Raw genomic sequence first — 26,151 nt, forward strand, 5'->3', positions numbered from 1 at the left:
AGCTCGCCAGTCATACCCAGTGTCCCATCAACTGTGGCTTTTGATCTTCTCGGGTAGCAGGCCTTTAGGTGCGAAGCGCAGCACCATGGTGATCAACAAGCCAATCACCAGCACCCGTGCCTGTAGGGCGCGGCTATCCATATTGCCCGGTGCATCCCAGCCGAACGCGCCTTCGCCAAAGGCCACCGCTAACTGCATTAAGAACAGCGCCAGGGGCTCGGACATAATCCAGATGATGTATACCGCCACAGCGCCAAAAATGGTGCCCAGGTTATTGCCCGGCCCGCCCAGAATCACCATCACCAACACCAGGAAGGTATGGTTCAGCGGCAGGTAGCCTTGAGGATCGAAAAGGCTGTTGAAGGTGCCCAGTATGCCGCCGCCTAAGCCCATCAGAATGCAGCCCAGCACGAAGATCTCCAGACGCCGTTTGTTGATGTCTTTACCCATCGCCGCAGCGGAGACTTCATTGTCGCGAATCGCCCGGATCATTCGGCCCCAGGGGGCGTTGTAGGCGCGATTGAGCAGAAAGAAGATCACCGCAATGATCACTGCGGTAAACGAAAGGTAGATAGCCCGGGAGAGCGTAAACCCGAGTTCGGCAGGCCCCGGTGTGGGCCAGGGAAGTGGGGATACCGTGGCGGTACCACGAGTTAGCCAGTCAGAGTTTTTCAAAAAAGCTTTAATGATTTCGGCTATGCCTAGGGTGGCTATCGCCAGATAGTCGCTGCGTAAACCCAGACAGATATGGCCAATAAAGTAGCCGACGCCACCCGCTAGCGCGCCACCGACAATCCAGCCGATCCAGGGCGGTAAGCCGAGCCCACCGACAAAGCCTGCCTGGTTTTCAATCGCATCAGTGACTTCACGCAGCTGGCTAATCACCACAAGGTAAAGCACCACACCCAGCACCACCGCGATAAACGTACGCAGAGGCTTGGGTACGCCCAGTCGATCCAGCTTGCTGGCGCCAACAATCAAGACAATAGCGGCTGCGCCATACAGCAATACGCGGCCAAATTCACCGGGTAGCGCCGTGCCCCAGAAGTCGTCGTTGACCGGTACGCTGAAGAACATCGCACAAAAGCCACCCAGGGCGACGAAGCCCATGACCCCGGCGTTGAACTGCCCTGCGTAGCCCCATTGAATCGTTAACCCTAACGCCAGAATGGCGTAGCAGGCGGCCTCGACCAGCATGCGTGTGCTGTAGGCGGCGCCCATGATGGCGTACACCGCCAAAATCGCTACGAGCAGAACACCAAACAGGATCAGTTCACGCAGCGGGAAGCGACGGGCAGGCGTGGCGTCTTGGGGAGTGTAGGCAGGGTTGCGGGTTTTTTCTGAATTGCTCATTAGATCACCTTGCCCTTAAAGAGTCCGGTGGGACGCCACACCAAAATGGCTACCAGAATGAAAAACGGCACTACAATTTTGTACTCGGTACCCACGAAGGCCAGATTCGACGGTAGCTCCAGCCAGGCGGGCAAGCTATCGCTGAAGGGGCGCAGCAGCACGTTCCAGTTAAACACCGCCAGGGTTTCGGCAAAGCCGACCACAAAGCCACCGGCAATGGCGCCGTAAGGGTGGCCTACGCCACCCACAATGGCGGCGGCGAAAATGGGCAGCAGCAGGAAGAAGCTCAAATCGGGTTTGAAGGTAACGTCTAAGGAGAGCAACGTTCCGGCAATAGCCGCCAGCGCTCCGGCAATCATCCATGTCACCGCCACAATGGTATTGGTATTAATACCCGATGCTTGGGCCAGCTCAGGGTTATCCGACATGGCGCGCATTGCCTTGCCTAACCGCGAACGGTTAAGGAAAAGGTGCAGTGCGACGACCGCAACGATGGTAATCACGAACAGGTAAATCTGCGGCTCGGTAACCACAATCGGAGCCCGGGCACCCTCGAAGGGAAGCGCAAGTCGGAAGATCTCTTTACGGTCGTCGACATATAAACTCTGCCCGCCGGTGCCCGAAAAGAGGCGGATTAAGCCCTGTAGAATCAGCGTGACCCCCAGCGAGCCAATTACCAGCACAATCGGTTTGACCCCATGGGCACGTAGCGGTTTATAGAAAGTTTTATCGATTCCCACCGCTAAGGCGGCAGTAAGCAGCATCGCCAGCGGCAGCATTAGCACGGCGGTGGGTACGCCGAGGCTGGCGCCAGCCGCCGGAAATAGCGTGGTGAGTAGCAGCACCATAAAGGCGCCGAAGGTCATCATGTCGGCGTGGGCGAAGTGGGCAAAGCGCATAATGCTGAAAATCAGCGTTACTCCAATGGCCCCAATGGCATAAATAGAGCCGCTGACGCTGCCCGAAATCACCACATTATTGATGAAAAAAACCAGTTCGTTCACGTCTATCTCCCTGGGGCTAGCCGCCCAAAAAGCTTTTGGCGACATCGGGGTCAGCGAGCAGTGCCGCCCCAGTGTCGGTAAAGCGGTTTTGGCCCGCGGCCAGCACAAAGCCCTTATCGGCAATCGCGAGTGCCTGTTTGGCGTTCTGTTCCACCATCAAAATACCCACGCCAGCGGCGTTGATCTGTTTGACGCGGTCGAAAATCTCATTCATATACAGCGGCGACAGCCCCGCAGTGGGTTCGTCCAGCAGCAGCAGGCTTGGTTCGGCCATCAAAGCACGCCCCATGGCGACCATTTGGCGCTGCCCGCCGGAAAGCTCACCGGCAGGCTGGCGGCGCTTTTCGTACAGTGGTGGGAAAAACTCATAGATCTGAGCGAGCATGCGCTTGACGTTTTGCGGCTTTAAAAAGGCGCCCATCTCCAGGTTTTCCTGCACCGAAAGGCTGGGGAAAACGTTCTTCTCCTGGGGCACGAAACCCATGCCGCGCTTTACCAGCTGGTTAGGCGGCAGGTTTTGGATTGGCTGGCCGTTAAGCAGTATCTCGCCCTGATTAACATGCAGCAGGCCAAAGACCGCTTTCAGCATGGTGGATTTACCCGCCCCGTTAGGGCCGACGATAACACCGACCTCATCGGCTTCCAGCGTCATGTTTACCCCGTTAAGGATATTCATGCCGCCATAGCCGCCGTGCACATCCCGTGCGTCGATTAATGGCATATGAAAGTATTCCAGCAAGGTCGCTTGGCAGCGACATCATTATATTAATTGGCTAATGGGAGAAAACGTCACGCTTAAGCGGCATCGGTACCGAAGTAGGCCTCGATGACCTCAGGGTTATTCTGGATGTCGTTGATATGCCCCTCCACCATCACACTGCCCTGAGCCAGCACGATAATCGGGTCGCAAAGGCGGGCAATCATCTCCATATCGTGCTCAATGACCAGGAAGGTGTAACCCATTTCGCGGTTGAGCCGCTCAATATTGCCGATCAAATCGCCCAACAGGGTGCGGTTCACCCCGGCGGCGATCTCATCAAGGAGCACTACCTTGGCATTGGTCATCATGGTGCGGCCAAGCTCTAGCAGCTTCTTTTGCCCCCCGGACAAATTACCCGCCAGCTCGTTGCGCACATGATGCAGGCCAACAAAGTCGATGACTTCCAGGGCACGGCGGCGCACCTCTGCCTCTTCCCGCTGCACCTTACCGGGCTTTAACCAGGCACTGAAAAGGTCTTCACCGGCTTGTTTGGGTGGCACCATCATCAGGTTTTCCAGCGCGCTCATCTGGCTGAACTCGTGGGCGATCTGAAAGGTGCGCAGTAAGCCGCGATGAAAGCGCTGATCGGCGCTGAGCGAGGTAATGTCTTCACCATCGAGCAGTACTCGGCCGCTGTCGGGGGCCAGTGCGCCGGCAATGAGATTAAACAGGGTTGATTTACCTGCGCCGTTGGGACCAATCATCCCGGTAATGGAGCCCTTCTCCACTTGAATGGAGCAGTCGTTAATCACCTGTAGGCCGCCGAACGCTTTGTTGACTCGCTGTACTTCAATAAGAGGGGTCATGGTGTCTCCACGCGATGCAGGCGGCTAACAAGCCGCCTGCATACCGTTATTAAGTTGTTTGTCGTGGTTTTTTCAGCCACCGCTGGCTGGCTGCAAAGGCACCAATAATGAGCAGTGCGCCAAGGGTGGGGATAAGATAGCCATCCACCTGAGGAATGGTGCGTAAAAACACAAAGGCGACGGCGGCGGGGGCCACAAAGCGCACCAGAAACCGCCAAAATTTAAACCAAGTGACGCTGCTGCCCAGTTCCTTCATCACTTCGCTCTGGGTTAGCGCCCAGCCGGCGAATAGGGCTATCAGCAGACCGCCCACCGGCATAAAGATATTGGTGAGTAGCTCGATAAACTCAAACGCGCTGCGCCCAAACAGGCTATGGAATATCGTCCCCTCGGCCCAGATATTGAAGCTAACCACGGTCAACAGGCCCATTGCCCAGGCGGCGATAACCATAATCGCTACAGCCTGGGGGCGGGTCATGTCAAAGCGCTCCACTAGGAAGGCGGCGACAGGCTCAATCAGCGAAATAGAGGAGCTGATAGCGGCGCCGAGCACCAGGATAAAGAACACACCGCCGACCAAAGCGCCAAACGGCATCTCGGCAAACGCCAGCGGAAGAGTAACAAACATAAGCCCAGGGCCTTGTCCGGTTTCCAGCCCGGCGCCAAACACCAGGGCAAAAATGGCCAGGCCTGCCACCATCGCCACGGCGGTATCGACGATAGCGACAGCAAAGGCGGTGCGGGTCAGTGAGACATCGCTGGGCATATAGGCACCGTAAGCCATGATGGCTCCCATGCCCAGGCTAAGGGTGAAGAATGACTGGCCCATGGCCTGCAGCCAGCCCTCAAGGCTGAGGTCGGCGATATTAAAGGTAAACAGGAAGCTGGCGGCGGCGCCTATGTCGCCATTCACCACGCCGTAGGCGAGCACCACCAGCAGAATCACAAACAGCGCGGGCATCATAATGCGCAGGCCTGATTCTATGCCTTTATGAATCCCCATACCCACAATCAGCGCGGACGCGGCAATGAAAAGGGTGTGATAGAGCGTCATTAGGCCAGGAGCTGCCAACAGAGCGTCAAAGCCAGTGCTAATGGTCTGCGCGTCGGCGCCGACCAGGGAGCCGGTCAGCATCAGCCAGGTGTAGTGAATCGCCCACCCGGCGATCACCGAGTAAAAGCTTAAAATCAAAAACGCCGAGGCGGCGCCCAGCCAGCCAATCGTTTCCCAGGCTCGTGAGGTGCCATGGGTTTTGGTCAGGTGCCGCATACCCATAATCGGACTCTGGCGGCTGGTGCGTCCCAGCATGATCTCGGCAATCAGAATCGGGATGCCGACGGCGAAGATCGTCAATGCGTAGACCAGTATAAAAGCACCGCCACCGTTTTCACCGGTGAGGTAGGGGAAGCGCCACAGATTGCCCAAGCCGACGGCGGAGCCAACCGCGGCGAGAAGAAAAGTGCCTTTATGCGTCCAGACGTTATGACCGCTCATGGGTAAGAGTGTCCGTGGTTGGGCGTCAGAATGGGGTGGTATCCAAACGCCTGTATGAATATAGCGATGTCAGCGTGCCTTGGACGCGCTGAATTTAGCGTTACTGTGCGATAGAACGCGCCGCCTTTCCAGCGTATTAGCGTTTAGGCTGCGTTTAGGGGAGTATCTTGGCAGCTATGGAGCGGTCATGAAGCGTTGCAATGAGACATAAAAAAACCCGCTTTCGCGGGTTTTTGGTTACTCACTGCTGGGAGCGGGTTACTTCTTGCTGTAACGCTTACGTTCGGTCTCTTTCAGCAGCTTTTTACGCAGGCGGATGTGCGCTGGCGTGACTTCGACAAGCTCGTCAGAGTCGAGGAACTCAATGGCCTGCTCCAGGGAAAACTTAACCGGCGGGGTCAATACGATGTTTTCATCGTTACCGGTAGAGCGCATGTTGTCGAGCTTCTTGCCTTTGGTGGGGTTAACCACCATGTCGTTAGCGCGGTTGTTGATACCGATCAGCATGCCTTCGTAAACTTCCGTGGCGTGATCAATAATCAGCTTGCCGCGCTCTTGCAGTGCATACAGTGCGTAGGCAAGGGCTTTACCGTCAACCATCGAAACCAGCACGCCGTTACGACGCTCGATAGAGGCTTCAGGCTTCAGCGGGCCGTAGTGATCAAAGCGGCTGGTCAGAATACCGGTGCCCGAAGTCAGGGTCAGGAACTGGCCGCGGAAACCGATCAAGCCACGAGCAGGAATGATGAAGTCCAGGCGAACCCGTCCTTTACCGTCCGGCAGCATGTTGGTCATCTCACCTTTACGGTAGCCCAGCTCTTCCATGATTGAGCCTTGGTGCTGCTCTTCACAGTCGATGATGACCTCTTCGTAGGGCTCCTGCTTTTCACCGTCGATCTCTTTGATGATGACTTCGGGGCGGCCTACGGCCAGCTCAAAGCCTTCACGGCGCATGGTTTCGATCAGCACCGAGAGGTGCAGCTCGCCACGCCCAGAAACCTTGAACTTCTCAGGGGTTTCGCCCTGTTCAACGCGCAGTGCCACGTTGTGAATCAGCTCTTGATCAAGGCGATCCTTGATGTTGCGGCTGGTCACAAACTTGCCATCTTTACCGGCGAACGGTGAATCGTTGACCTGGAAGGTCATTGAAACGGTCGGTTCGTCGACGGACAGTGGCGGCAGTGCCTCGACCTTGGCCGGATCGCATAGCGTATCCGAAATCGACAGATCGTCGATGCCGGTAACACAGACGATGTCGCCCGCGGTGGCTTCGTTAGTCTGCACGCGCTCAAGGCCCATATGGGTCATGACCTGACCGATTTTGCCTTTACGCACATTGCCATCAACGCCGATGATCGACACTTGCTGGTTCGGTTTCACCGCGCCACGCTTGATGCGACCCAGGCCGATAACGCCTACGTAGCTGTTGTAATCCAGCGCAGAGATCTGCATCTGGAAGGGGCCGTTAAGCTCAACCTTAGGCGGCTCGACGATATCGACGATGGCCTGGAACATGGGATCCATGTTGTCCGCCAACTCTTCAGGATCCATACCGGCAATGCCGTTTAGGGCAGAGCAGTAGATGATCGGGAAATCGAGCTGTTCGTCAGACGCACCGAGGTTGTCGAACAGATCAAAAATCTGGTCGATAACCCAGTCAGGGCGTGCGCCGGGACGGTCAATTTTGTTGACCACCACGATCGGCCTCAGGCCTTGGGCGAAGGCTTTCTGGGTCACAAAGCGGGTTTGCGGCATCGGGCCATCAACGGCGTCTACTAGCAGTAGCACCGAATCGACCATTGACATGACGCGCTCAACCTCGCCGCCGAAATCGGCGTGCCCAGGCGTATCCACGATGTTGATGTGGTAGCCATTACCTTCGCTGTCTTGCCATTGAATGGCCGTATTCTTGGCCAAAATGGTAATGCCACGCTCTTTTTCCTGATCGTTTGAGTCCATGATGCGCTCTTGACCTTCTGCTTTACGGTCAAGGGTGCCAGACTGGCTCAGGAGTTTGTCGACCAGTGTGGTTTTACCATGGTCAACGTGGGCTATGATCGCGACGTTGCGCAGGTTATTAACCGCGCTGGAGTTTTGCTGGTTTTGCATGCTGAGAGAGAACTCTTGTGAACACCCGTTCGTCCACGGGTCGGAAAATGCGGGTCGCAAGGGCTGGCAATTTGCCGACCATCTTGGCTCAGGGCTTGCGTCCAATAGCCATTCTACCATGTCGAAGGCTTCGCTGATATTACTGCCTCTCATATCAACCTTGGTCTAGGAATGTTTTCGCCATGAACCTCCATCCGCTAGACTAGCGCTTTTCCCACTGGGGCAGGAGCATGACCATCGGCAACCTGATGCGTTTGTTAAGCGATGGCGAGGTTCACTCTGGCGAGCAGCTGGGTGAAGCGCTGGGTATTTCTCGTGCGGCGGTGTGGAAGCAGTTAAAAAAACTGGAGGCGTTAGGGGTGGAGGTAGTGGCGGTGAAAGGCCGTGGCTACCAGCTATCCCAGCGCCTGGAGCCCCTGGAAGGCGCCAAAATTGTTGCGCAGTTGCCCGCTCAGGCGCGCCACCACCTTGCGCGCCTGTTTGTTGAAGATCAGTTACCCTCCAGCAACGAGTATCTGCGTCAGCGCTTTGAGCAGGGCGCCGGACATGGCGAAGTGTGCCTGGTTGAGCTACAGACGGCAGGGCGTGGCCGCCGGGGGCGTGTCTGGACGACGCCCTGGGGGCAGAGCCTCATGCTTTCGCTGGGCTGGCGCTTTGAGTCGGGTATCGCGGTGCTGGAAGGCTTGAGCTTAGCGGTAGGCGTCGTGGTTGCCCAAGTGCTCGAGCACCATGGTGTTGCACCGAGGCTTAAGTGGCCTAACGATATTCTGCTCTCCGAGCAGGGTGATGACCCAGGCGATGAGTTAGGCAAGCTGGCCGGTATACTTATCGAAGTGACCGGGGATGCGGCAGGCCCCTGCGAAGTCGTCATTGGTATGGGCATGAATTTGTGGTTGCCGCCCGCCCAGCGGGCAGCTATCGATCAGCCTGTGGCCGCGCTTTTCGAGCGGCTGCCGAATATTTCACGCAATCAACTGGCCTCTGAGGTGGTGGCAGGCCTGCTGGCTATGCTGGCTAGCTTTGAGCAGGACGGTTTTGGCGCTTGGCGGGATGCCTGGAACCAGCGCCACGCCTATGCAGGGCTGCCTATTCGAGTGATACAGGGGCAGCAGACCAGCGATGCCGTCGCGGGGGAAGTGGATGAGAGTGGTAACCTATGGGTTGCCGAAAATGGTCACTCGCGACGCCTAGCTGGCGGTGAGATTAGCGTACGCAGGCGTTTATGATTCTGGATCTTGATATCGGCAACACGCTGTCTAAATGGCGGCTCAAGGATGCCGAGAGTAGCGAGATACGTTCCCGTGGAGCGGTATGGACCCGGGAAGAGTGGCGCCCGGGGGCCGATATTCCCGATCTCGACGTGGTCGAGGCGGTACGTATATCCAGCGTCGCCAGGGCGGCGGTGCTGGAAGAAACCGTCGCCTTGTTGCGCCGCCGTGTGCGTCATGTGCACGTGGCGCACTCAACCCATGAGGCGCTAGGCGTGGTTAACGGCTATGAAGAGCCGGGGCGCTTGGGGGTTGATCGTTGGATGGGAGCGCTGGCGGGCTATCAGTTAGCGGGCGGTTGCTGTGCGGTGGATTGCGGTAGCGCGATCACTATTGACTTTGTGCTGCCAGGCGGCCAGCACCTGGGTGGCTTTATTATCCCCGGTCTTCGACTGATGAAAGAGAGCTTGAAGCTTGGCACCCGCAATGTGGCCATCGATCCTGAAAGCGAGGCCGATGAGTTGCTAGAGCCTGGCCGTCGCACTGTTGATGCGGTCAACCACGGTATCTACATGGCCGCTGTTAGTGCTATTAATCGCATCTATAGCGAAGTATGTGACCAGGAAGGTGTGGCGCTGCCAATGCTGTTAACCGGGGGCGATGCGCGGGTTGTCTCAAGAGGTGTGCAGGTTCCCCATGCAGTGTGGCCGGACATGGTCTATGGCGGCCTGGAGGCGTGCTTTCCGATGACCTTTGCCGAGCGTGCGGGTAAAATGTCGGGGGCGCCGCGGGTGCCTGAACCGGTAGCGCTAGAAAAGATTCGCGCAGGACTTGCATTCTCCATGCTGCTTTGACAGAATGCAGCGCGTTCCAAGGCAGGCAGAAGATGCGCTGGTATCGCAAGCTACGATAAATTAAGTAAATATCTAGCTTGACACTGTTTTGGAGGCTGGCATAATGTGCCGCCACAGTTGGAGAGGTTCCCGAGTGGCCAAAGGGAGCAGACTGTAAATCTGCCGCGAAAGCTTCGAAGGTTCGAATCCTTCCCTCTCCACCAGAATTAAGCAGCAGCGATTAGATCGGTGCTGCTGAATGAAAAGCCGGTAGCGGGCATTGTCTACGGTTTATAGCTTCAGTAAGTTAGAGTTATAAGGCGGCGCGTAGCGGATCGTCATTCTAGACAGGTTCTGCGGGCGTAGTTCAATGGTAGAACCTCAGCCTTCCAAGCTGATGGTGCGGGTTCGATTCCCGCCGCCCGCTCCAGTTGATGTGTTTGGCTCATGTAGCTCAGGGGTAGAGCACACCCTTGGTAAGGGTGAGGTCGACGGTTCAATTCCGTCCATGAGCTCCATATTGCAGATCAAGCGAGCGAAGCTCGCTTTTTTTGTCTCTGCGTTTGGGTGGGTTTTTGTAGCGCTCGAGCGTAAAGAAGGGGTTGTCAGGTGTGGGTTTCTCCGCTACCATGGCGCCCGCTGTTGTATAGGCGGTCGAAAAGACGCTTGTTAGCAGAAGTAGAAGCAAAAAGTAGATAGAAGCTAGAAAATAGAAAGTCAGTACGACGATACAGGCCAGTAGCTCAATTGGCAGAGCAGCGGTCTCCAAAACCGCAGGTTGGGGGTTCGATTCCCTCCTGGCCTGCCAACCTTCCCCAGGTTGGTATGTCTTTTTCCAAAATTCTTTTATCGTTCGCCGCACCCTGAGGAGTCTCGTTTTTATGAAGCCTGGTTCTGTAAAACATGGCGCCGAGGTGCAACAGACGCGCCATGACGGGCTCAAGTGGGCGGCGGTCGTAGCGCTGCTTGTCGTTGCTGTTGTTGGTAATACCTATTTCGCCGATATTGGCCTGCTCTACCGCGTGCTTGGCGTAGTGGTGTTGTGTGTGATTGCGGGTTTAATCGCGCTAACCACTACCAAAGGTCGTGATTTAGTAGAGCTTGCCAGAAGCGCCAAGAAAGAGATTCAGCGCGTTGTATGGCCGACCCGAGCCGAAACCATTCAAACCACGGCCATTGTGCTAGTGGCCGTTTTGGTGGTGGGGCTAATGCTGTGGTTGATCGACACTCTTCTTGGCTGGGCGATGTCCGGCGTCATTGGTTAGGAGCATTCATGTCCAAACGTTGGTACGTCGTTCACGCTTATTCTGGCTTTGAAAAGCATGTCATGCGCTCATTGATTGAGCGTGTGAAGATGTATGGTATGGAAGATCGCTTTGGCGAAATTCTGGTGCCAACTGAAGAAGTTGTCGAAATGCGTGACGGCAAGCGACGCAAGAGCGAGCGCAAGTTTTATCCCGGCTACGTATTGGTCGAGATGGAGATGGCCGACGAAACCTGGCACCTCGTCAATGAGACGCCGCGTGTTATGGGCTTTATCGGTGGTACAAAAGAGAAACCTGCGCCAATCACTTCTCGCGAAGCAGATGCCATTTTGCTGCGCGTTAAAGACGGTACTGATAAGCCGCGGCCTAAAACGATGTTTGAGCCCGGTCAGTCAGTACGTGTTGTCGACGGGCCGTTTGCCGATTTCAACGGTGTTGTCGAAGAAGTTAATTACGAAAAGAGTCGTCTGCATGTCAGCGTGCTGATCTTCGGGCGCTCTACACCTGTTGAGTTAGAATTTTCTCAGGTTGAGAAAGAATAAGTCTCAGGTTGAGGAAGAGTAAGTTTTGATTCGCGTGAGATGACCTGGCGGTTGTCTCGCTGGTACCGGGGAGCCTTCGGGCGCTATTACCCAATTGGAGCATAAACGATGGCCAAGAAAGTACAGGCTTACATCAAACTGCAGGTTGCTGCAGGTAAAGCCAATCCAAGCCCGCCGGTAGGCCCAGCACTGGGTCAGCACGGCGTGAATATCATGGAATTCTGTAAGGCGTTCAACGCCGCGACTCAAGAAATTGAGCCGGGCCTGCCGACGCCAGTCGTGATCACTGTCTACTCTGACCGTAGCTTCACGTTCGTTACCAAGACGCCGCCTGCTGCCGTGCTGCTGAAAAAAGCCGCTGGTATCAAGTCCGGTTCTGGTGAGCCGAACAAGAAGAAGGTCGGCACCGTAACGCGTGAACAGCTTGAAGAGATCGCCAAGACTAAAGAGCCTGATTTAACGGCTGCGAATCTCGATGCAGCTGTACGCACCATTGCTGGCAGCGCGCGCAGCATGGGCCTAAACGTGGAGGGTCTCTGATCATGGCTAAACTGTCTAAGCGTGCGAAAATCATTCGCGAAAAAGTAGACACCACTAAAGCCTACTCTATTGAAGAAGCGGTAGCGCTTCTCTCCGAGCTGTCTACTGTTAAATTCAAAGAGTCCGTTGATGTCGCCATCAATCTGGGCGTTGACCCGCGTAAATCCGACCAGGTTGTGCGTGGCGCTACCGTCATGCCTAACGGTACCGGTAAAGACGTACGCGTTGCGGTCTTCACCCAGGGTGCCAATGCCGATGCCGCTAAAGAAGCCGGTGCCGACATCGTGGGTATGGATGACTTGGCTGAGCAAGTGAAAAAAGGCGTGATGGATTTTGACGTCGTTATCGCTTCGCCAGATGCCATGCGCGTAGTCGGCCAGTTGGGTCAGATTCTAGGCCCACGTGGCCTGATGCCTAACCCGAAAGTTGGCACCGTAACGCCTGATGTGGCGACAGCGGTTAAAAATGCTAAAGCGGGTCAGGTGCGTTTCCGTACCGACAAAAACGGCATTATCCATACTACTCTGGGTAAAGTGGATTTTGACGCAGCAGCCATTAACGGCAACCTGGAAGCCCTGGTTGCTGACCTGAAGCGCCTTAAGCCGAGCTCGTCTAAAGGCATTTACTTCAAAAAAATGACCCTGTCTACTACCATGGGCCCGGGTTTGACGATCGATCACTCTGCTTTCGCGTAAGCGAGTCATCGTTGTTTTTTTGTAGGAACCGAGCAAGAACTTTGCGGTCCCCCGTTTGGTGTCTATCACTGGCCGGGGCATCGTCAAAGACCGCAGGTGCCGCGCTTGATCAGTACATCTTTTCGTACCCACCAGCGCGGCTTAATTGCCTCAGAAGCGCCTGCGCAGATGGTGTGGCCGCCAGTTGGTTTAGCTTTAAACGGCTTTCTGGTGAGCACCATCCCCAAGGCTTCCCGCTTTGCAGCGTTTTTAGCACAGCAGAGTGGGAAGAGATGGTAACCACCGGAACCTTCTAGGGTTCCGGCACGAAGGAGTGATCACTGTGCCACTAGCACTTGAAGGCAAGAAAGCGATTGTTGCCGAGGTCAGTGAAGCGGCCAAGGGCGCACTCTCCGTCGTAGTTGCTGATTCTCGCGGCGTTACGGTTGGTAAAATGACCGATCTGCGCAAGCAGGCGCGTGAGAATGGTGTAGAGCTACGTGTTGTACGTAACACGCTGGCTCGCCGCGCTCTCGAGGGCACTCAGTGGGAGTGCTTGAACGATAGCTTCGTTGGTCCTACATTGTTGGCTTTCTCTACTGACCATCCGGGCGCTGCCGCTCGTCTGTTCAAAGAGATTGCTAAAACGGACAAGAACTTCGAAGTAAAAGCGTTGGCCTACGAAGGTGAGCTGATTCCGGCTGCTGACATTGACCGTCTGGCAACCCTACCGACACACGACGAAGCAATTGCCAAGTTGATGTCGGTAATGAAAGAAGCCTCCGCTGGCAAGCTGGTTCGTACTCTGGCCGCACTGCGCGACCAGAAGCAAGAAGCAGAAGCTGCTTAAGCAGCGTTTCTTGCAGGTGGCGTGAACGATCTGATCGATACGCTGCCTGAACCGAGCAATGAATCCTGAGTCCTCGGCTGACCGAGACTCCCGCAAAGTTAGGAACGAAACAATGGCACTGTCTAAAGACGATATCATCAATGCTGTAGCCGACATGACCGTAATGGAAGTTGTCGAGCTGATCGAAGCAATGGAAGAGAAATTCGGCGTTTCTGCCGCTGCTGCTGTGATGGCTGGTCCGGCTGCTGGTGGCGGCGAAGCCGCTGAAGAGCAGACTGAGTTTGACGTTGTTCTGACGTCTGCTGGCGACAAGAAAGTTAACGTCATCAAAGCAGTACGTGAGATCACCGGCCTTGGCTTGAAAGAAGCTAAAGGTGCTGTTGACGGCGCTCCGGCGACTATCAAAGAAGGCATGTCTAAAGACGACGCTGAAGCAGCTAAAGCCAAGCTGGAAGAAGCGGGCGCAACCGTCGAGCTCAAGTAATTCTTGTGCGGACGGCTTTACGCGCTGCGTAAGCTTCCACGGCTGGCGGCGGGATATCCCGCTGCCGGCCTTTTTCTGTTGTAACTGACGTTTAAGAGCAGCGGCGCTGTTGGCAAATAGCGGAAACAACAGAAACGTAAAAGCGTTATTGAACATAGTGTTATCGACTACAGTGTTATCGAACTAGATTTTCGACGGCGAGCTACCGATTTAGGAGCTTGCTGTCTGCGTCTGACGAAGCCCGCCGGGCAGCGATGACCACGCATCGGTCACCCATGGTGAACAAGCTGGGGAATACAGATGGCTTACTCATATACTGAGAAAAAACGCATCCGCAAGGATTTCGGCAAACTGCCCCAAGTGATGGATGTGCCTTACTTGCTGGCGATCCAGCTTGATTCCTATTACGACTTCCTCCAGCAAGATCGTTCGCCCGACGAGCGTCACGAGGTCGGTCTGCACGCGGCATTCAAGTCCGTGTTTCCGATTGAGAGCTTCTCCGGCAATGCAGCGCTTGAGTATGTCAGCTACCGCTTCGGTACGCCGGCGTTCGATGTTAAGGAGTGCCAGCTGCGCGGCGTGACTTACTCCGCCCCGCTGCGCGTCAAGGTTCGCTTGATCATCTATGATCGCGACTCCTCGAACAAAGCAATTAAAGATATCAAAGAGCAAGAAGTCTACATGGGGGAAATCCCCCTGATGACTGAGAACGGTACCTTTGTGATTAATGGTACTGAGCGGGTTATCGTCTCCCAGCTCCACCGCTCGCCCGGTGTGTTCTTCGATCACGACAAAGGTAAGAGCCACTCCTCCGGCAAGCTGCTCTACTCAGCTCGCGTAATTCCTTACCGTGGCTCTTGGTTGGACTTCGAGTTTGACCCCAAAGACAACGTCTTTGTGCGTATTGACCGTCGCCGCAAACTGCCGGCCTCGGTATTGATGCGTGCGCTGGGGATGAACACCGAAGAGATCCTGGCCGAGTTCTTTGAAACCAGCGTCTTCCACATTGAGAAATCCGGTTTCTCTGTGGAGTTGGTACCGTCGCGCCTGCGCGGCGAAACGGCTACTTTCGACATCAAGGATGGCGAAGGTAATGTGATCGTTGAAGAGGGTCGTCGGATTACCCAGAAGCACATTCGCCAGCTTGAAAAAGCCGGCCTTGAGCGTCTGGACGTGCCGATGGAGTACCTGTTCGGCAAAACCCTGGCCAAAGACCAAATCGATTCCAAAACGGGCGAGCTGATCTGTCCGTGTAATACCGAGATCACCCCCGAAGTGCTTGAGCGTATGGCCCAGGGCGGCATTACCCTGGTAGAGACGCTTTACACCAACGATCTCGACTGCGGTTCCTTTATTTCCGACACCTTGAAGCTGGATGCAACCAATTCCGCGCTTGAAGCGTTAGTCGAAATTTACCGCATGATGCGCCCCGGCGAGCCGCCCACCAAAGAGTCTGCCGAGACGCTGTTTAACAACCTGTTCTTCTCTGAGGACCGCTACGACCTGTCGGGCGTTGGCCGCATGAAGTTCAACCGCCGCCTGCGCCGTGATACCGATACCGGCTCCGGCGTGCTGGATCGCAAAGACATCCTCGATGTGCTGCGCGAGCTGATCAATATCCGTAACGGCTTCGGTGACGTTGACGATATCGATCACCTGGGTAACCGCCGTATTCGCTGTGTAGGCGAAATGGCAGAGAACCAGTTCCGCGTTGGCCTGGTGCGTGTAGAGCGTGCGGTGAAAGAGCGTCTTTCCATGGCGGAAAGCGAAGGCCTGATGCCCCAAGACTTGATCAACGCCAAGCCGGTTGCGGCGGCGGTGAAAGAGTTCTTCGGTTCCAGCCAGCTTTCCCAGTTTATGGATCAGAACAACCCGCTCTCTGAGGTTACCCACAAGCGTCGTGTGTCGGCACTCGGCCCCGGTGGTTTGACCCGTGAGCGTGCTGGCTTCGAAGTACGTGACGTTCACGCCACGCACTACGGGCGTCTATGCCCAATCGAAACGCCGGAAGGCCCGAACATCGGTCTGATTAACTCGCTGGCCACTTACAGCCACACCAACAGCTACGGTTTCCTCGAGACGCCGTACCGTAAAGTGGTTGATCGTCAGCTGACCGACGACATCGTTCACCTCTCGGCGATCGAAGAGGGCGATTTCGTTATCGCCCAGGCGTCAGCAGCGGTAGATGAGTCCAACAAGCTAAGTGATGACCTGGTTCAGGTTCGTCACCGCGGTGAAACTACCTTTATGCGTCCTGAGCAAGTGACGCTGATGGACGTATCGCCACGTCAGGTGGTCTCCGTCGCAGCGGCATTGATTCCGTTCCTGGAGCACGATGACGCCAACCGCGCCTTGATGGGTTCTAACATGCAGCGTCAGGCGGTACCGACCCTGCGTGCCGATAAGCCGCTGGTAGGTACGGGCATGGAGCGCTTTGTTGCCCGTGACTCCGGCGTCTGTGCGGTGGCCAATCGCGGCGGCGTGATTGATTCCGTTGATGCGCGTCGTGTCGTGGTACGGGTTAATGAAGATGAAATCATCGGCGGTGAAGCCGGTGTGGATATCTACAACCTGACCAAGTACACCCGCTCGAACCAGAACACCTGTATGAACCAGCGCCCGATCGTGCGGCCTGGTGACAGCGTGGCACGCGGCGACATTCTCGCCGACGGCCCGTCGGTGGATATGGGTGACCTGGCGCTTGGCCAGAACATGCGCATCGCGTTCATGCCCTGGAACGGCTACAACTTCGAGGACTCCATCCTGCTTTCCGAGCGGGTCGTTCAAGAAGACCGTTTCACCACGATTCACATTCAGGAACTGACCTGTGTGTCTCGCGACACCAAGTTGGGTTCTGAAGAGATTACTTCCGATATCCCCAACGTGGGCGAGTCTGCGCTCTCCAAGTTGGATGAAGCGGGCGTTGTCTACATCGGTGCCGAAGTCGGCCCGGGGGATATTCTGGTCGGTAAGGTGACGCCGAAAGGTGAAACCCAACTGACGCCCGAAGAGAAGCTGCTACGTGCCATCTTCGGCGAGAAAGCGTCTGACGTTAAAGACACTTCCCTGCGTGCCCCTACCGGCATGAAAGGTACGGTCATCGACGTGCAGGTGTTTACTCGTGACGGCGTTGAAAAAGATTCACGCGCCCTGTCAATCGAGCGCACTCAGCTGGATGAAGTTCGTAAGGATCTCCAAGAGACTTACCGTATCGCCGAAGACGCCACCTTTGAGCGTCTAAAGCGTACCCTTGACGGCCAGGCTGTTAACGGCGGACCGAACCTCAAGAAAGGTGACGTGCTCGACGAAGCGTACCTGGATGAGTTGCCGCGTCAGCAGTGGTTCAAGCTGCGTCTGCAGGATGAGTCGTTTAATGAGCTGCTGGCTCAGGCCGACGAACAGCTGGAAACCCGTCGCAAAGAGATGGACGAGCGCTTTGAAGATAAGAAGCGCAAGCTGACCCAGGGCGATGATCTCGCACCGGGCGTGCTAAAAATCGTCAAGGTCTACATGGCGGTCAAGCGTCGCATCCAGCCGGGTGACAAGATGGCCGGTCGTCACGGTAACAAAGGTGTTATCTCGGCGATTATGCCCATCGAAGACATGCCTTTTGATGAGAAGGGCGAGCCGGTCGACGTGGTACTGAACCCGCTGGGTGTACCGTCGCGTATGAACGTCGGTCAGATTCTGGAAACCCACCTGGGTATGGCGGCACGTGGCTTGGGCGTCAAGATCGAAGCCATGCTGCGCGACGCACGTGGACAGCAAGTGGCCGAGATCCGTGACTTCCTGGGGCAGATCTACAATACGCAAGGTACGCGCGTTGAAGATCTCGACTCCCTGACGGACGACGAGATCATTGCCCTGGCGAAGAACCTCAAAGGTGGTGTGCCCATGGCAACGCCGGTGTTTGACGGTGCCAAAGAGCACGAAATCAAGCACCTGCTGAAGCTAGCGGACATCCCCGAGTCGGGTCAGATGGCCCTGTTCGATGGCCGTACCGGTGATGCTTTTGACCGTCCGGTCACCGTTGGCTACATGTACATGCTGAAGCTTAACCACTTGGTAGACGACAAGATGCATGCGCGCTCTACCGGTTCTTACTCGCTGGTTACCCAGCAGCCCTTGGGTGGTAAGGCGCAATTCGGTGGTCAGCGCTTCGGTGAGATGGAAGTGTGGGCGCTGGAAGCTTACGGCGCTGCATACACGCTACAAGAGATGCTCACCGTCAAGTCGGACGACGTCGAAGGCCGCACCAAGATGTACAAAAACATCGTGGATGGCGACCACACCATGCAGGCAGGCATGCCGGAATCCTTCAACGTACTCGTGAAGGAAATCCGCTCGCTGGGCATCGATATCGAGTTAGAGAGCTAGGAGCCGTCCCATGAAAGATTTGGTGAAAGTACTCAAATCGCAGTCTCAGTCCGAAGAGTTTGACGCGATCAAGATTACCCTGGCGTCGCCGGACATGATTCGCTCCTGGTCGTTTGGCGAGGTGAAGAAGCCTGAGACCATCAACTATCGTACCTTTAAACCGGAGCGGGATGGCCTGTTCTGCGCCAAGATCTTTGGCCCGGTAAAAGACTACGAGTGCCTGTGCGGCAAGTACAAGCGCATGAAGCACCGCGGCATCATTTGCGAAAAATGTGGCGTTGAAGTGACCAAAGCCGCCGTGCGCCGTGAGCGCATGGGGCACATCGAGCTCGCCTCTCCGGTGGCGCATATTTGGTTTCTGAAGTCACTGCCGTCGCGTATCGGCATGTTCCTCGATATGACCCTGCGTGATATCGAGCGCGTGCTGTACTTCGAAAGCTTTGTCGTTATCGATCCAGGCATGACCACGCTGGAGCGTGGTCAGCTGATGAACGACGAGCAGTACTTTGAAGCGTTGGAAGAGTTCGGCGACGACTTTGATGCCCGCATGGGTGCCGAAGCCGTTCAGGAACTGCTCAAAGACATCGATCTGGAAGAAGAGATTAACCACCTGCGCGAAGAGATTCCGCAGACTAACTCCGAAACCAAGATCAAGAAGCTCTCCAAGCGCCTCAAGCTGCTTGAAGCCTTCTACCACTCCGGCAACGCGCCGGCGTGGATGGTCATGGAAGTGCTGCCCGTGCTGCCGCCGGATCTGCGTCCGCTGGTACCGCTGGACGGTGGCCGCTTCGCGACCTCTGATCTCAACGACCTTTACCGTCGTGTGATCAACCGTAACAACCGCTTGAAGCGTCTGCTGGATCTCAATGCGCCGGATATTATCGTGCGCAACGAGAAGCGTATGCTTCAGGAAGCCGTCGATGCACTGCTTGATAACGGTCGTCGTGGCCGCGCGATCACGGGCTCTAACAAGCGTCCGCTGAAATCGCTCGCCGACATGATCAAAGGTAAGCAGGGTCGTTTCCGTCAGAACCTGCTGGGTAAGCGCGTCGACTACTCGGGCCGTTCGGTAATTACCGTAGGTCCGACCCTGCGTCTGCACCAGTGTGGTCTGCCCAAGAAAATGGCCCTTGAGCTGTTCAAGCCGTTTATCTACTCCAAGCTGCAGTCGCTGGGCTACGCCTCAACGATCAAAGCCGCCAAGAAGATGGTCGAGCGCGAACTGCCGGAAGTGTGGGACATCCTTGCCGATGTTATCCGCGAGCATCCGGTGCTGCTGAACCGCGCACCCACGCTTCACCGTCTGGGCATCCAGGCGTTTGAGCCGCTGCTGATCGAAGGTAAAGCCATTCAGCTGCACCCGCTGGTATGTGCTGCTTATAACGCCGACTTTGACGGTGACCAGATGGCGGTACACGTACCGCTGACGCTGGAAGCGCAGCTTGAAGCCCGTGCGCTGATGATGGCCACCAACAACGTACTGTCGCCCGCTAACGGCGAACCGATCATCGTACCGTCGCAAGACGTTGTTCTGGGTCTCTATTACATGACCCGCGAAAAGATCAACGCCAAAGGCGAAGGCATGGTGTTCTCTGACCTTAATGAAGTTGAGCGTGCTTTTGGTACTCAGTCAGTATCGCTGCACGCCCGGGTCAAAGTGCGTCTGGACGAAATCGATATCGAAGAAGAGAGCGGCGAGCGTAGCTTCCACCGCCGTATTTACGATACGACGGTAGGCCGTGCACTGCTGTTCCGCATTCTGCCCGAAGGTGTGCCCTTCGAGCTGATCGACCAGCCGATGAAGAAGAAGGCGATCTCCAGCCTGATCAACGAAGTTTATCGTCGTGCCGGCCTCAAGCCGACCGTCATTTTCGCTGACCAGCTGATGTATACCGGTTTCCGTCTGGCGACCTGGTCCGGCGCCTCAATCGGTGTTAACGACTTCGTTATTCCCGAAGCAAAAACTGAAATCGTTGATGCAGCGGAAGCCGAAGTTAAAGAGATCGAAGACCAGTTCTCTTCTGGCCTGGTAACAGCGGGTGAGAAGTACAACAAGGTTATCGATATCTGGTCCAAGGCCAACGATAAAGTCGCCAAGGCGATGATGGTGGGTATCTCTAAAGAGACCGTCATCGATCGTGATGGTAACGAAGTTGAGCAGGACTCGTTCAACAGCGTCTTCATCATGGCCGACTCCGGTGCCCGTGGTAGTGCCGCCCAGATCCGCCAGCTGGCGGGTATGCGTGGCCTGATGGCCAAGCCGGACGGTTCGATCATCGAAACGCCGATCGTCGCCAACTTCCGTGAAGGTCTGAACGTACTTCAGTACTTCATCTCGACCCACGGTGCACGTAAAGGTCTTGCGGATACGGCGTTGAAAACCGCCAACTCCGGTTACCTGACCCGTCGTTTGGTAGACGTAGCGCAAGACCTGGTCATCACCGAAGTCGACTGTGGTACCGAAAATGGCTTGACCCTGCACCCGATCATCGAAGGCGGCGACATCATCGTACCGCTTTCCCAGCGCGTGCTGGGTCGTGTCGTCGCTCAGGATGTAGTTCACCCTGGCAGCGGTGAAGTATTGATCGCTAAAGGTACCTTGCTCGACGAGAAATGGTGTGCCGAGCTCGACACCATGGGTGTCGACGAGATCATCGTACGCTCTACGATTACCTGTGAGACCGCACACGGCGTGTGTGCCTCCTGTTACGGCCGTGACTTGGCCCGTGGCCATCAGGTCAACATCGGTGAAGCCGTCGGCGTTATCGCCGCACAGTCCATCGGTGAGCCGGGAACCCAGTTGACCATGCGTACCTTCCACATCGGTGGTGCGGCATCGCGTTCGTCAGCCGTGGATAGCGTACAAGTGAAGCACGGCGGTAAGGTTCGTCTGCACAACATCAAGCACGTTGAGCGTGCCGACGGCAAGCTGGTTGTTGTATCGCGTTCTAGCGCCCTGGCCGTTGCTGACGACCATGGCCGTGAGCGCGAGTACTATAAGCTCCCTTACGGTGCTGAGCTTTCTGTACGCGACGGCGACGTGGTCGACGCTGGTGCGACAGTGGCCAAATGGGATCCGCACACTCACCCGATCGTTGCCGAAGTAGAAGGTAAGGCGCAGTTCATCGATCTCGACGAGGGTGTCACCATGCACCGCAGCGTCGATGAGATGACCGGCCTCTCCTCCATTGAGGTGATCGAGTCTGCAGCACGTCCCATGGCCGGTCGCGACAAGCGCCCAATGGTTATGCTGCAAGACAGCTCTGGCGAGTACGTCTCTGTATCGGGCTCTAACACCCCGGTTCAGTACCTGCTGCCGGGTAACTCGATTATTTCGGTCGACGATGGTGTGACGATCGGGGTAGGTGAAGTAGTTGCCCGTATCCCGGTAGAAGCCTCGGCGAACAAAGACATCACCGGTGGTCTGCCGCGGGTTGCTGACTTGTTCGAAGCGCGTAAGCCGAAAGAGTCCTCGATCCTGGCCGAGATCAGCGGTGTGATCAGCTTCGGTAAAGAGACCAAAGGTAAGCGCCGTCTGACCATTACTCCGGAGTCTGGCGATCCGTTTGAAGCGCTGATTCCGAAATGGCGTCAAATTGCCGTCTTCGAAGGCGAAACTGTCGAGAAGGGTGAGGTAATTTCCGATGGGCCGAGCAATCCGCACGATATCCTGCGCTTGCTGGGTGTTGAGGAGCTTGCCAAGTACATCACTGCCGAAGTACAGGACGTTTACCGTCTGCAGGGCGTAGGTATCAACGACAAGCACATCGAAGTCATTGTGCGTCAGATGCTGCGCAAGGTAGAGATTACTGATTCGGGCGATTCTGACTTCATCACGGGCGACCAGGCTGAACTGGTTCGCGTGCTGGAACAGAACGAACGCCTTGAGAAAGAGAAGAAATTCCCGGCCAAGTATCAGCGTATGCTGCTGGGTATCACCAAGGCCAGTCTGGCCACCGAGTCGTTCATTTCCGCGGCCTCCTTCCAGGAGACAACCCGCGTACTGACCGAAGCAGCGGTGACCGGCAAGCGCGATTACCTGCGCGGCCTGAAAGAAAACGTGGTGGTTGGTCGCCTGATACCGGCTGGTACGGGCTTGACTCACCACGCAGAGCGTCGTCGCAAGCGCGAAGACGTAGAGCAACTGTTCAATCCTTCGGCTACCGAAGTCGAACAGGAGCTGGGTGCTCAGTTGACTGCTCTCGACTCTGACGATGAGCTGTAGGTCTGGCACCTAAAGCGGTAGGTAAAATGAGTAAGTAAAACGAGTAGCTGACCTGAAAAAGCGTCACCTTGCCGGTAAAACCGCCGGCAAGGCTTGACGCGACCTAGGGTCAGCCTTTAGAATGCGCAGCCTTTAACAGTGGGGTGGGTGCGCCCGCATCCGCTGCTTGTATTTGTTAATAGGCCAAGGCAACCATTGGAGTCAGCTAAACACCATGGCAACGATTAATCAGCTAGTGCGCAAGCCGCGCAAGCGCCCCGTCACCAAAAGTGACGTGCCAGCGCTGCAGGCCTGTCCGCAAAAACGTGGCGTTTGTACGCGCGTTTACACCACTACACCTAAGAAGCCTAACTCGGCTCTGCGTAAGGTTTGCCGTGTGCGCCTTACCAACGGCTTTGAAGTGTCTTCTTACATCGGTGGTGAAGGTCACAACCTTCAAGAACACTCTGTCGTTTTGATTCGCGGCGGTCGTGTAAAGGATTTGCCAGGTGTGCGTTATCACACCGTTCGTGGCGCCCTTGACACCTCTGGCGTTCAAAATCGTCGTCAGGGTCGTTCTAAATACGGTACTAAGCGTCCTAAGTCCTAATCGACTAATCCTTAGGGATGGGTTGTTAGGAATAGTTCAGCTGTACAGCGCTATCCTGCCCACAGGGTATGCTGAGTAACGATTTTCACGAATTTGACGGTCTGATAAGAGTAAGGTCGGGCGGCGCCTGTCGTATTTGAATAGCGTACACAGGCTGCAGGAGTTCCGGGTTTACCTGAAAGATCCTTAATTGAGGGCTTATCATGCCTAGAAGAAGAGTAGTAGCTAAACGCGAGATTCTGCCGGATCCTAAGTTCGGAAGTGAGCGTCTGGCGAAGTTCATGAACCACCTGATGGTCAGCGGCAAGAAGTCCATAGCTGAGCGTATCGTCTACGGTGCGTTGGACAAGGTTGCCGAGCGTAGTAAAGAAGATCCGCTGGAGATCTTCGACAAGGCGCTGGAAGCCATCCAGCCGATGGTCGAAGTGAAGTCGCGCCGCGTTGGTGGTGCGACCTATCAGGTGCCGGTTGAAGTACGTCCGTCTCGCCGTCAAGCGCTAGCAATGCGCTGGCTGGTAGACGCGGCGCGTCGTCGCGGTGAGAAAACCATGGTGCAGCGTCTGGCGGGTGAAATGCTGGATGCCGCTGAAGGTAAAGGTTCTGCCGTTAAGAAGCGCGAAGACGTGCATCGCATGGCAGAAGCCAACAAGGCCTTCTCGCACTACCGTTTCTAAGGTACGCGTATCTAAGGTCAGCGTTTCTAAAATCGGCGTTTCTAAGTACGGCGTTTTTAAGTATGGCTTTAGGGTTTTAATATGCACGTTGTTCAGCATGGCGAAGTGTTTGCTGAGTCGCTCTGTTGTAATACCTAACCGCTACCCTCAAGGGTGGCGGCGGTCGCATAAGCCTCGCTTGCATACGCCGCTAAATTAACGAGCATCGCCAACAAACGGGAGTTTCACCGTGGCACGCAAGACTCCACTAAATCGTTACCGTAATATCGGTATCGTCGCTCACGTCGACGCGGGTAAAACCACGACGACCGAGCGTGTACTGTTCTACACCGGCCTTTCCCATAAAGTGGGCGAAGTGCACGATGGTGCTGCGACCATGGACTGGATGGAGCAGGAGCAGGAGCGTGGTATTACTATCACCTCAGCTGCGACTACCTGTTTCTGGCAGGGCATGAGCAAGCAGTTCCCTGAGCACCGTATCAACATTATCGACACACCAGGGCACGTTGACTTCACGATCGAAGTTGAGCGTTCTCTACGCGTACTCGATGGTGCGGTTGTTGTTCTGTGTGGTTCTTCCGGCGTTCAGCCGCAGACCGAAACAGTATGGCGCCAGGCCAACAAGTACGAAGTTCCGCGTATGGTTTTCGTCAACAAGATGGATCGTACCGGCGCTGACTTCTTCATGGTTGTCAACCAGCTGAAAGAGCGGCTGGGTGCCAACGCTGTGCCGATCCAGATTAACTGGGGCACGGAAGAGGACTTTAAAGGCGTTATCGACCTGATTCAGATGAAGGCTATCCTGTGGGATGAGGAAAGCCTGGGTATGAATTATGACCTCGTGGATATTCCGGCTGAATTGCAAGAAACAGCTGCAAAGTATCGCGAAGAGATGGTCGAGGCGGCTGCCGAAGGCTCTGACGAGCTGATGGAGAAGTACCTCGAAGGCGGTGAGCTGTCGATTGAAGAGATCAAGGCTGGTCTGCGTGCGCGCACCCTGGCTAACGATATCGTTCTGGTTACCTGTGGTTCTGCCTTTAAGAACAAAGGCGTTCAGGCAGTGCTGGATGGCGTTATCGAATACATGCCTTCGCCGACTGAAGTTAAGGCGATCGAAGGTGAGCTTGACGACAAAGATGGCACCGTCGATACCCGTGAGGCTGATGACAGTGCGCCGTTTGCGGCTCTGGCGTTTAAAATCGCCACTGACCCCTTCGTTGGTACGCTGACCTTTATCCGCGTCTACTCGGGTGTTCTGAAATCTGGTGACGGTGTGTATAACTCCGTCAAGCAGAAGAAAGAGCGCGTTGGCCGTATCGTACAGATGCACGCCAACTCCCGCGAAGAGATCAAAGAAGTTCTGGCGGGCGACATCGCTGCTTGTATCGGTCTGAAAGACGTCACTACGGGTGATACCCTGTGCGACATCGATAACAAGATCGTTCTCGAGCGTATGGAGTTCCCTGATCCGGTTATCTCGGTAGCCGTAGAGCCTAAATCTAAGGCAGACCAAGAGAAAATGGGTGTTGCTCTGGGCAAGCTTGCTCAAGAAGACCCTTCTTTCCAGGTCAAAACCGACGAAGAAACCGGCCAGACGATTATTTCTGGTATGGGTGAGCTTCACCTGGATATCCTTGTTGACCGTATGCGTCGCGAGTTTAAGGTTGAAGCCAATATCGGTAAGCCGCAGGTTGCCTACCGTGAAACGATTCGCGGCAGCATCGAGCAAGAAGGCAAGTTCGTACGTCAGTCCGGTGGTCGTGGTCAGTATGGTCACGTTTGGCTGCGTATCGAGCCGCTGACAGCAGAAGAGAAGGGTGAAGGCGAAGACGAACTGTTCTTCAAGTTCAACTCAGAAATCGTGGGTGGCACGGTTCCCAAGGAATACGTACCTGCGGTTGAGAAGGGTGCTTTTGAGCAGCTCAAAAACGGCGTCATCGCGGGTTACCCGATGATCGACGTTAAAGTAACGCTGTTTGATGGCTCCTTCCACGACGTAGACTCTAACGAGACTGCGTTTAAGATTGCTTCTTCTATGGCAGTAAAAGAAGGTGCCAGGAAGGCCAAGGCCGTGCTGCTGGAGCCGGTGATGAAGGTCGAAATCGTGACCCCCGAAGAATTTATGGGTGACGTCATGGGTGACCTGAGCCGTCGTCGCGGCCTGGTGCAGGGTATGGATGACTCCTCTTCTGGTAAAGTCATTCGTGCGACGGTGCCATTGGGTGAGATGTTCGGTTATGCAACCGATCTGCGCTCACAAACCCAGGGCCGTGCGAGCTACTCTATGGAGTTCTCGAAGTACGACGAGGCGCCCTCCAGCGTCGTTGAAGCCGTCATCAATCAAAACGGTTAACCGTTAGCTA

At 55.6% G+C, this 26,151-nt stretch carries 19 protein-coding genes and 4 tRNA genes; 17 read left to right on the top strand and 6 right to left on the bottom strand.

Translation table 11 applies throughout. From position 1 onward, the window contains the following. Positions 1-27: 27 nt before the first annotated feature. The 6 genes from KF947_RS12420 to typA all read right to left on the bottom strand — a co-directional run bounded on the left by KF947_RS12420 (position 28) and on the right by typA (position 7,527). Positions 28-1,353: a branched-chain amino acid ABC transporter permease gene (locus KF947_RS12420; protein ID WP_227404090.1), complete on the bottom strand. Its 1,326-nt coding sequence runs from the start codon at positions 1,351-1,353 to the stop codon at positions 28-30. Further along, entirely contained in the window at positions 1,353-2,357 is a 1,005-nt protein-coding gene (locus KF947_RS12425) for a branched-chain amino acid ABC transporter permease (protein ID WP_133731709.1), read from the bottom strand. Before KF947_RS12425 ends, KF947_RS12420 begins: the two co-directional genes overlap by 1 nt. Before the next feature lie 16 nt (positions 2,358-2,373). Then, entirely contained in the window at positions 2,374-3,078 is a 705-nt protein-coding gene (locus KF947_RS12430; protein WP_133731708.1) for an ABC transporter ATP-binding protein, read from the bottom strand. 74 nt (positions 3,079-3,152) lie between these two features. Next, positions 3,153-3,923: an ABC transporter ATP-binding protein gene (locus KF947_RS12435; protein ID WP_227404091.1), complete on the bottom strand. Its 771-nt coding sequence runs from the start codon at positions 3,921-3,923 to the stop codon at positions 3,153-3,155. A 49-nt stretch (positions 3,924-3,972) separates the two neighbouring features. Then, complete coding sequence (locus KF947_RS12440) at positions 3,973-5,418, bottom strand: sodium-dependent transporter (RefSeq protein ID WP_133731706.1); 1,446 nt, start codon at positions 5,416-5,418, stop codon at positions 3,973-3,975. A gap of 258 nt (positions 5,419-5,676) precedes the next feature. Continuing rightward, entirely contained in the window at positions 5,677-7,527 is a 1,851-nt protein-coding gene (gene typA / locus KF947_RS12445) for a translational GTPase TypA (RefSeq protein ID WP_133731705.1), read from the bottom strand. A gap of 230 nt (positions 7,528-7,757) precedes the next feature. Here typA and KF947_RS12450 point away from each other — a divergent pair, with 230 nt between their 5' ends. From KF947_RS12450 to fusA, 17 genes are all read left to right on the top strand, one after another. After that, entirely contained in the window at positions 7,758-8,753 is a 996-nt protein-coding gene (locus tag KF947_RS12450) for a biotin--[acetyl-CoA-carboxylase] ligase (protein ID WP_227404092.1), read from the top strand. Continuing rightward, positions 8,750-9,589: a type III pantothenate kinase gene (locus tag KF947_RS12455; RefSeq protein ID WP_133731703.1), complete on the top strand. Its 840-nt coding sequence runs from the start codon at positions 8,750-8,752 to the stop codon at positions 9,587-9,589. Before KF947_RS12450 ends, KF947_RS12455 begins: the two co-directional genes overlap by 4 nt. A 119-nt stretch (positions 9,590-9,708) precedes the next feature. Next, a tRNA-Tyr gene (locus KF947_RS12460) sits at positions 9,709-9,792 on the top strand. A gap of 132 nt (positions 9,793-9,924) precedes the next feature. After that, positions 9,925-9,998: transfer RNA gene (locus tag KF947_RS12465), tRNA-Gly, on the top strand. 13 nt (positions 9,999-10,011) lie between these two features. Then, a tRNA-Thr gene (locus KF947_RS12470) sits at positions 10,012-10,086 on the top strand. Positions 10,087-10,300: 214 nt separating this feature from the next. Beyond that, positions 10,301-10,376, top strand: a tRNA-Trp gene (locus KF947_RS12475). 73 nt (positions 10,377-10,449) lie between these two features. Further along, the gene (gene secE, locus KF947_RS12480) at positions 10,450-10,833 is read left to right on the top strand and encodes a preprotein translocase subunit SecE (protein WP_008959179.1); all 384 of its coding nucleotides are present in this window, start codon (positions 10,450-10,452) and stop codon (positions 10,831-10,833) included. An 8-nt stretch (positions 10,834-10,841) separates the two neighbouring features. Then, a complete protein-coding gene (gene nusG, locus KF947_RS12485; RefSeq protein ID WP_008959178.1) occupies positions 10,842-11,375 on the top strand; it encodes a transcription termination/antitermination protein NusG in 534 nt (177 codons plus the stop codon). A 108-nt stretch (positions 11,376-11,483) separates the two neighbouring features. After that, entirely contained in the window at positions 11,484-11,915 is a 432-nt protein-coding gene (rplK, locus tag KF947_RS12490; RefSeq protein ID WP_007112017.1) for a 50S ribosomal protein L11, read from the top strand. A 2-nt stretch (positions 11,916-11,917) separates the two neighbouring features. Beyond that, positions 11,918-12,610 (top strand): 50S ribosomal protein L1, encoded by a 693-nt coding sequence (gene rplA / locus KF947_RS12495; protein WP_227404093.1) that lies wholly within the window; start codon positions 11,918-11,920, stop codon positions 12,608-12,610. A gap of 322 nt (positions 12,611-12,932) precedes the next feature. Then, positions 12,933-13,439, top strand: a complete 507-nt coding sequence (gene rplJ / locus KF947_RS12500; protein WP_227404094.1) for a 50S ribosomal protein L10 — start codon at positions 12,933-12,935, stop codon at positions 13,437-13,439. 112 nt (positions 13,440-13,551) lie between these two features. Continuing rightward, positions 13,552-13,923: a 50S ribosomal protein L7/L12 gene (rplL, locus tag KF947_RS12505; protein WP_226250591.1), complete on the top strand. Its 372-nt coding sequence runs from the start codon at positions 13,552-13,554 to the stop codon at positions 13,921-13,923. Between the two features lie 300 nt (positions 13,924-14,223). After that, positions 14,224-18,300 carry a DNA-directed RNA polymerase subunit beta gene (gene rpoB / locus KF947_RS12510; protein WP_133731700.1) on the top strand — a complete coding sequence of 1,359 codons (4,077 nt, stop codon included), beginning with the start codon at positions 14,224-14,226 and terminating at the stop codon, positions 18,298-18,300. 10 nt (positions 18,301-18,310) lie between these two features. Continuing rightward, positions 18,311-22,525 carry a DNA-directed RNA polymerase subunit beta' gene (rpoC, locus tag KF947_RS12515; protein WP_009288147.1) on the top strand — a complete coding sequence of 1,405 codons (4,215 nt, stop codon included), beginning with the start codon at positions 18,311-18,313 and terminating at the stop codon, positions 22,523-22,525. A 214-nt stretch (positions 22,526-22,739) separates the two neighbouring features. Further along, a complete protein-coding gene (gene rpsL / locus KF947_RS12520; protein ID WP_008959173.1) occupies positions 22,740-23,114 on the top strand; it encodes a 30S ribosomal protein S12 in 375 nt (124 codons plus the stop codon). A 203-nt stretch (positions 23,115-23,317) separates the two neighbouring features. After that, positions 23,318-23,788 (top strand): 30S ribosomal protein S7, encoded by a 471-nt coding sequence (gene rpsG, locus KF947_RS12525; RefSeq protein ID WP_009288145.1) that lies wholly within the window; start codon positions 23,318-23,320, stop codon positions 23,786-23,788. A gap of 229 nt (positions 23,789-24,017) precedes the next feature. Continuing rightward, a complete protein-coding gene (gene fusA, locus KF947_RS12535; RefSeq protein WP_133731699.1) occupies positions 24,018-26,141 on the top strand; it encodes an elongation factor G in 2,124 nt (707 codons plus the stop codon). Positions 26,142-26,151 lie beyond the last annotated feature (10 nt).

The sequence above is a fragment of the Halomonas sp. FeN2 genome, assembly GCF_020595105.1.
Classification (GTDB): domain Bacteria; phylum Pseudomonadota; class Gammaproteobacteria; order Pseudomonadales; family Halomonadaceae; genus Vreelandella; species Vreelandella neptunia.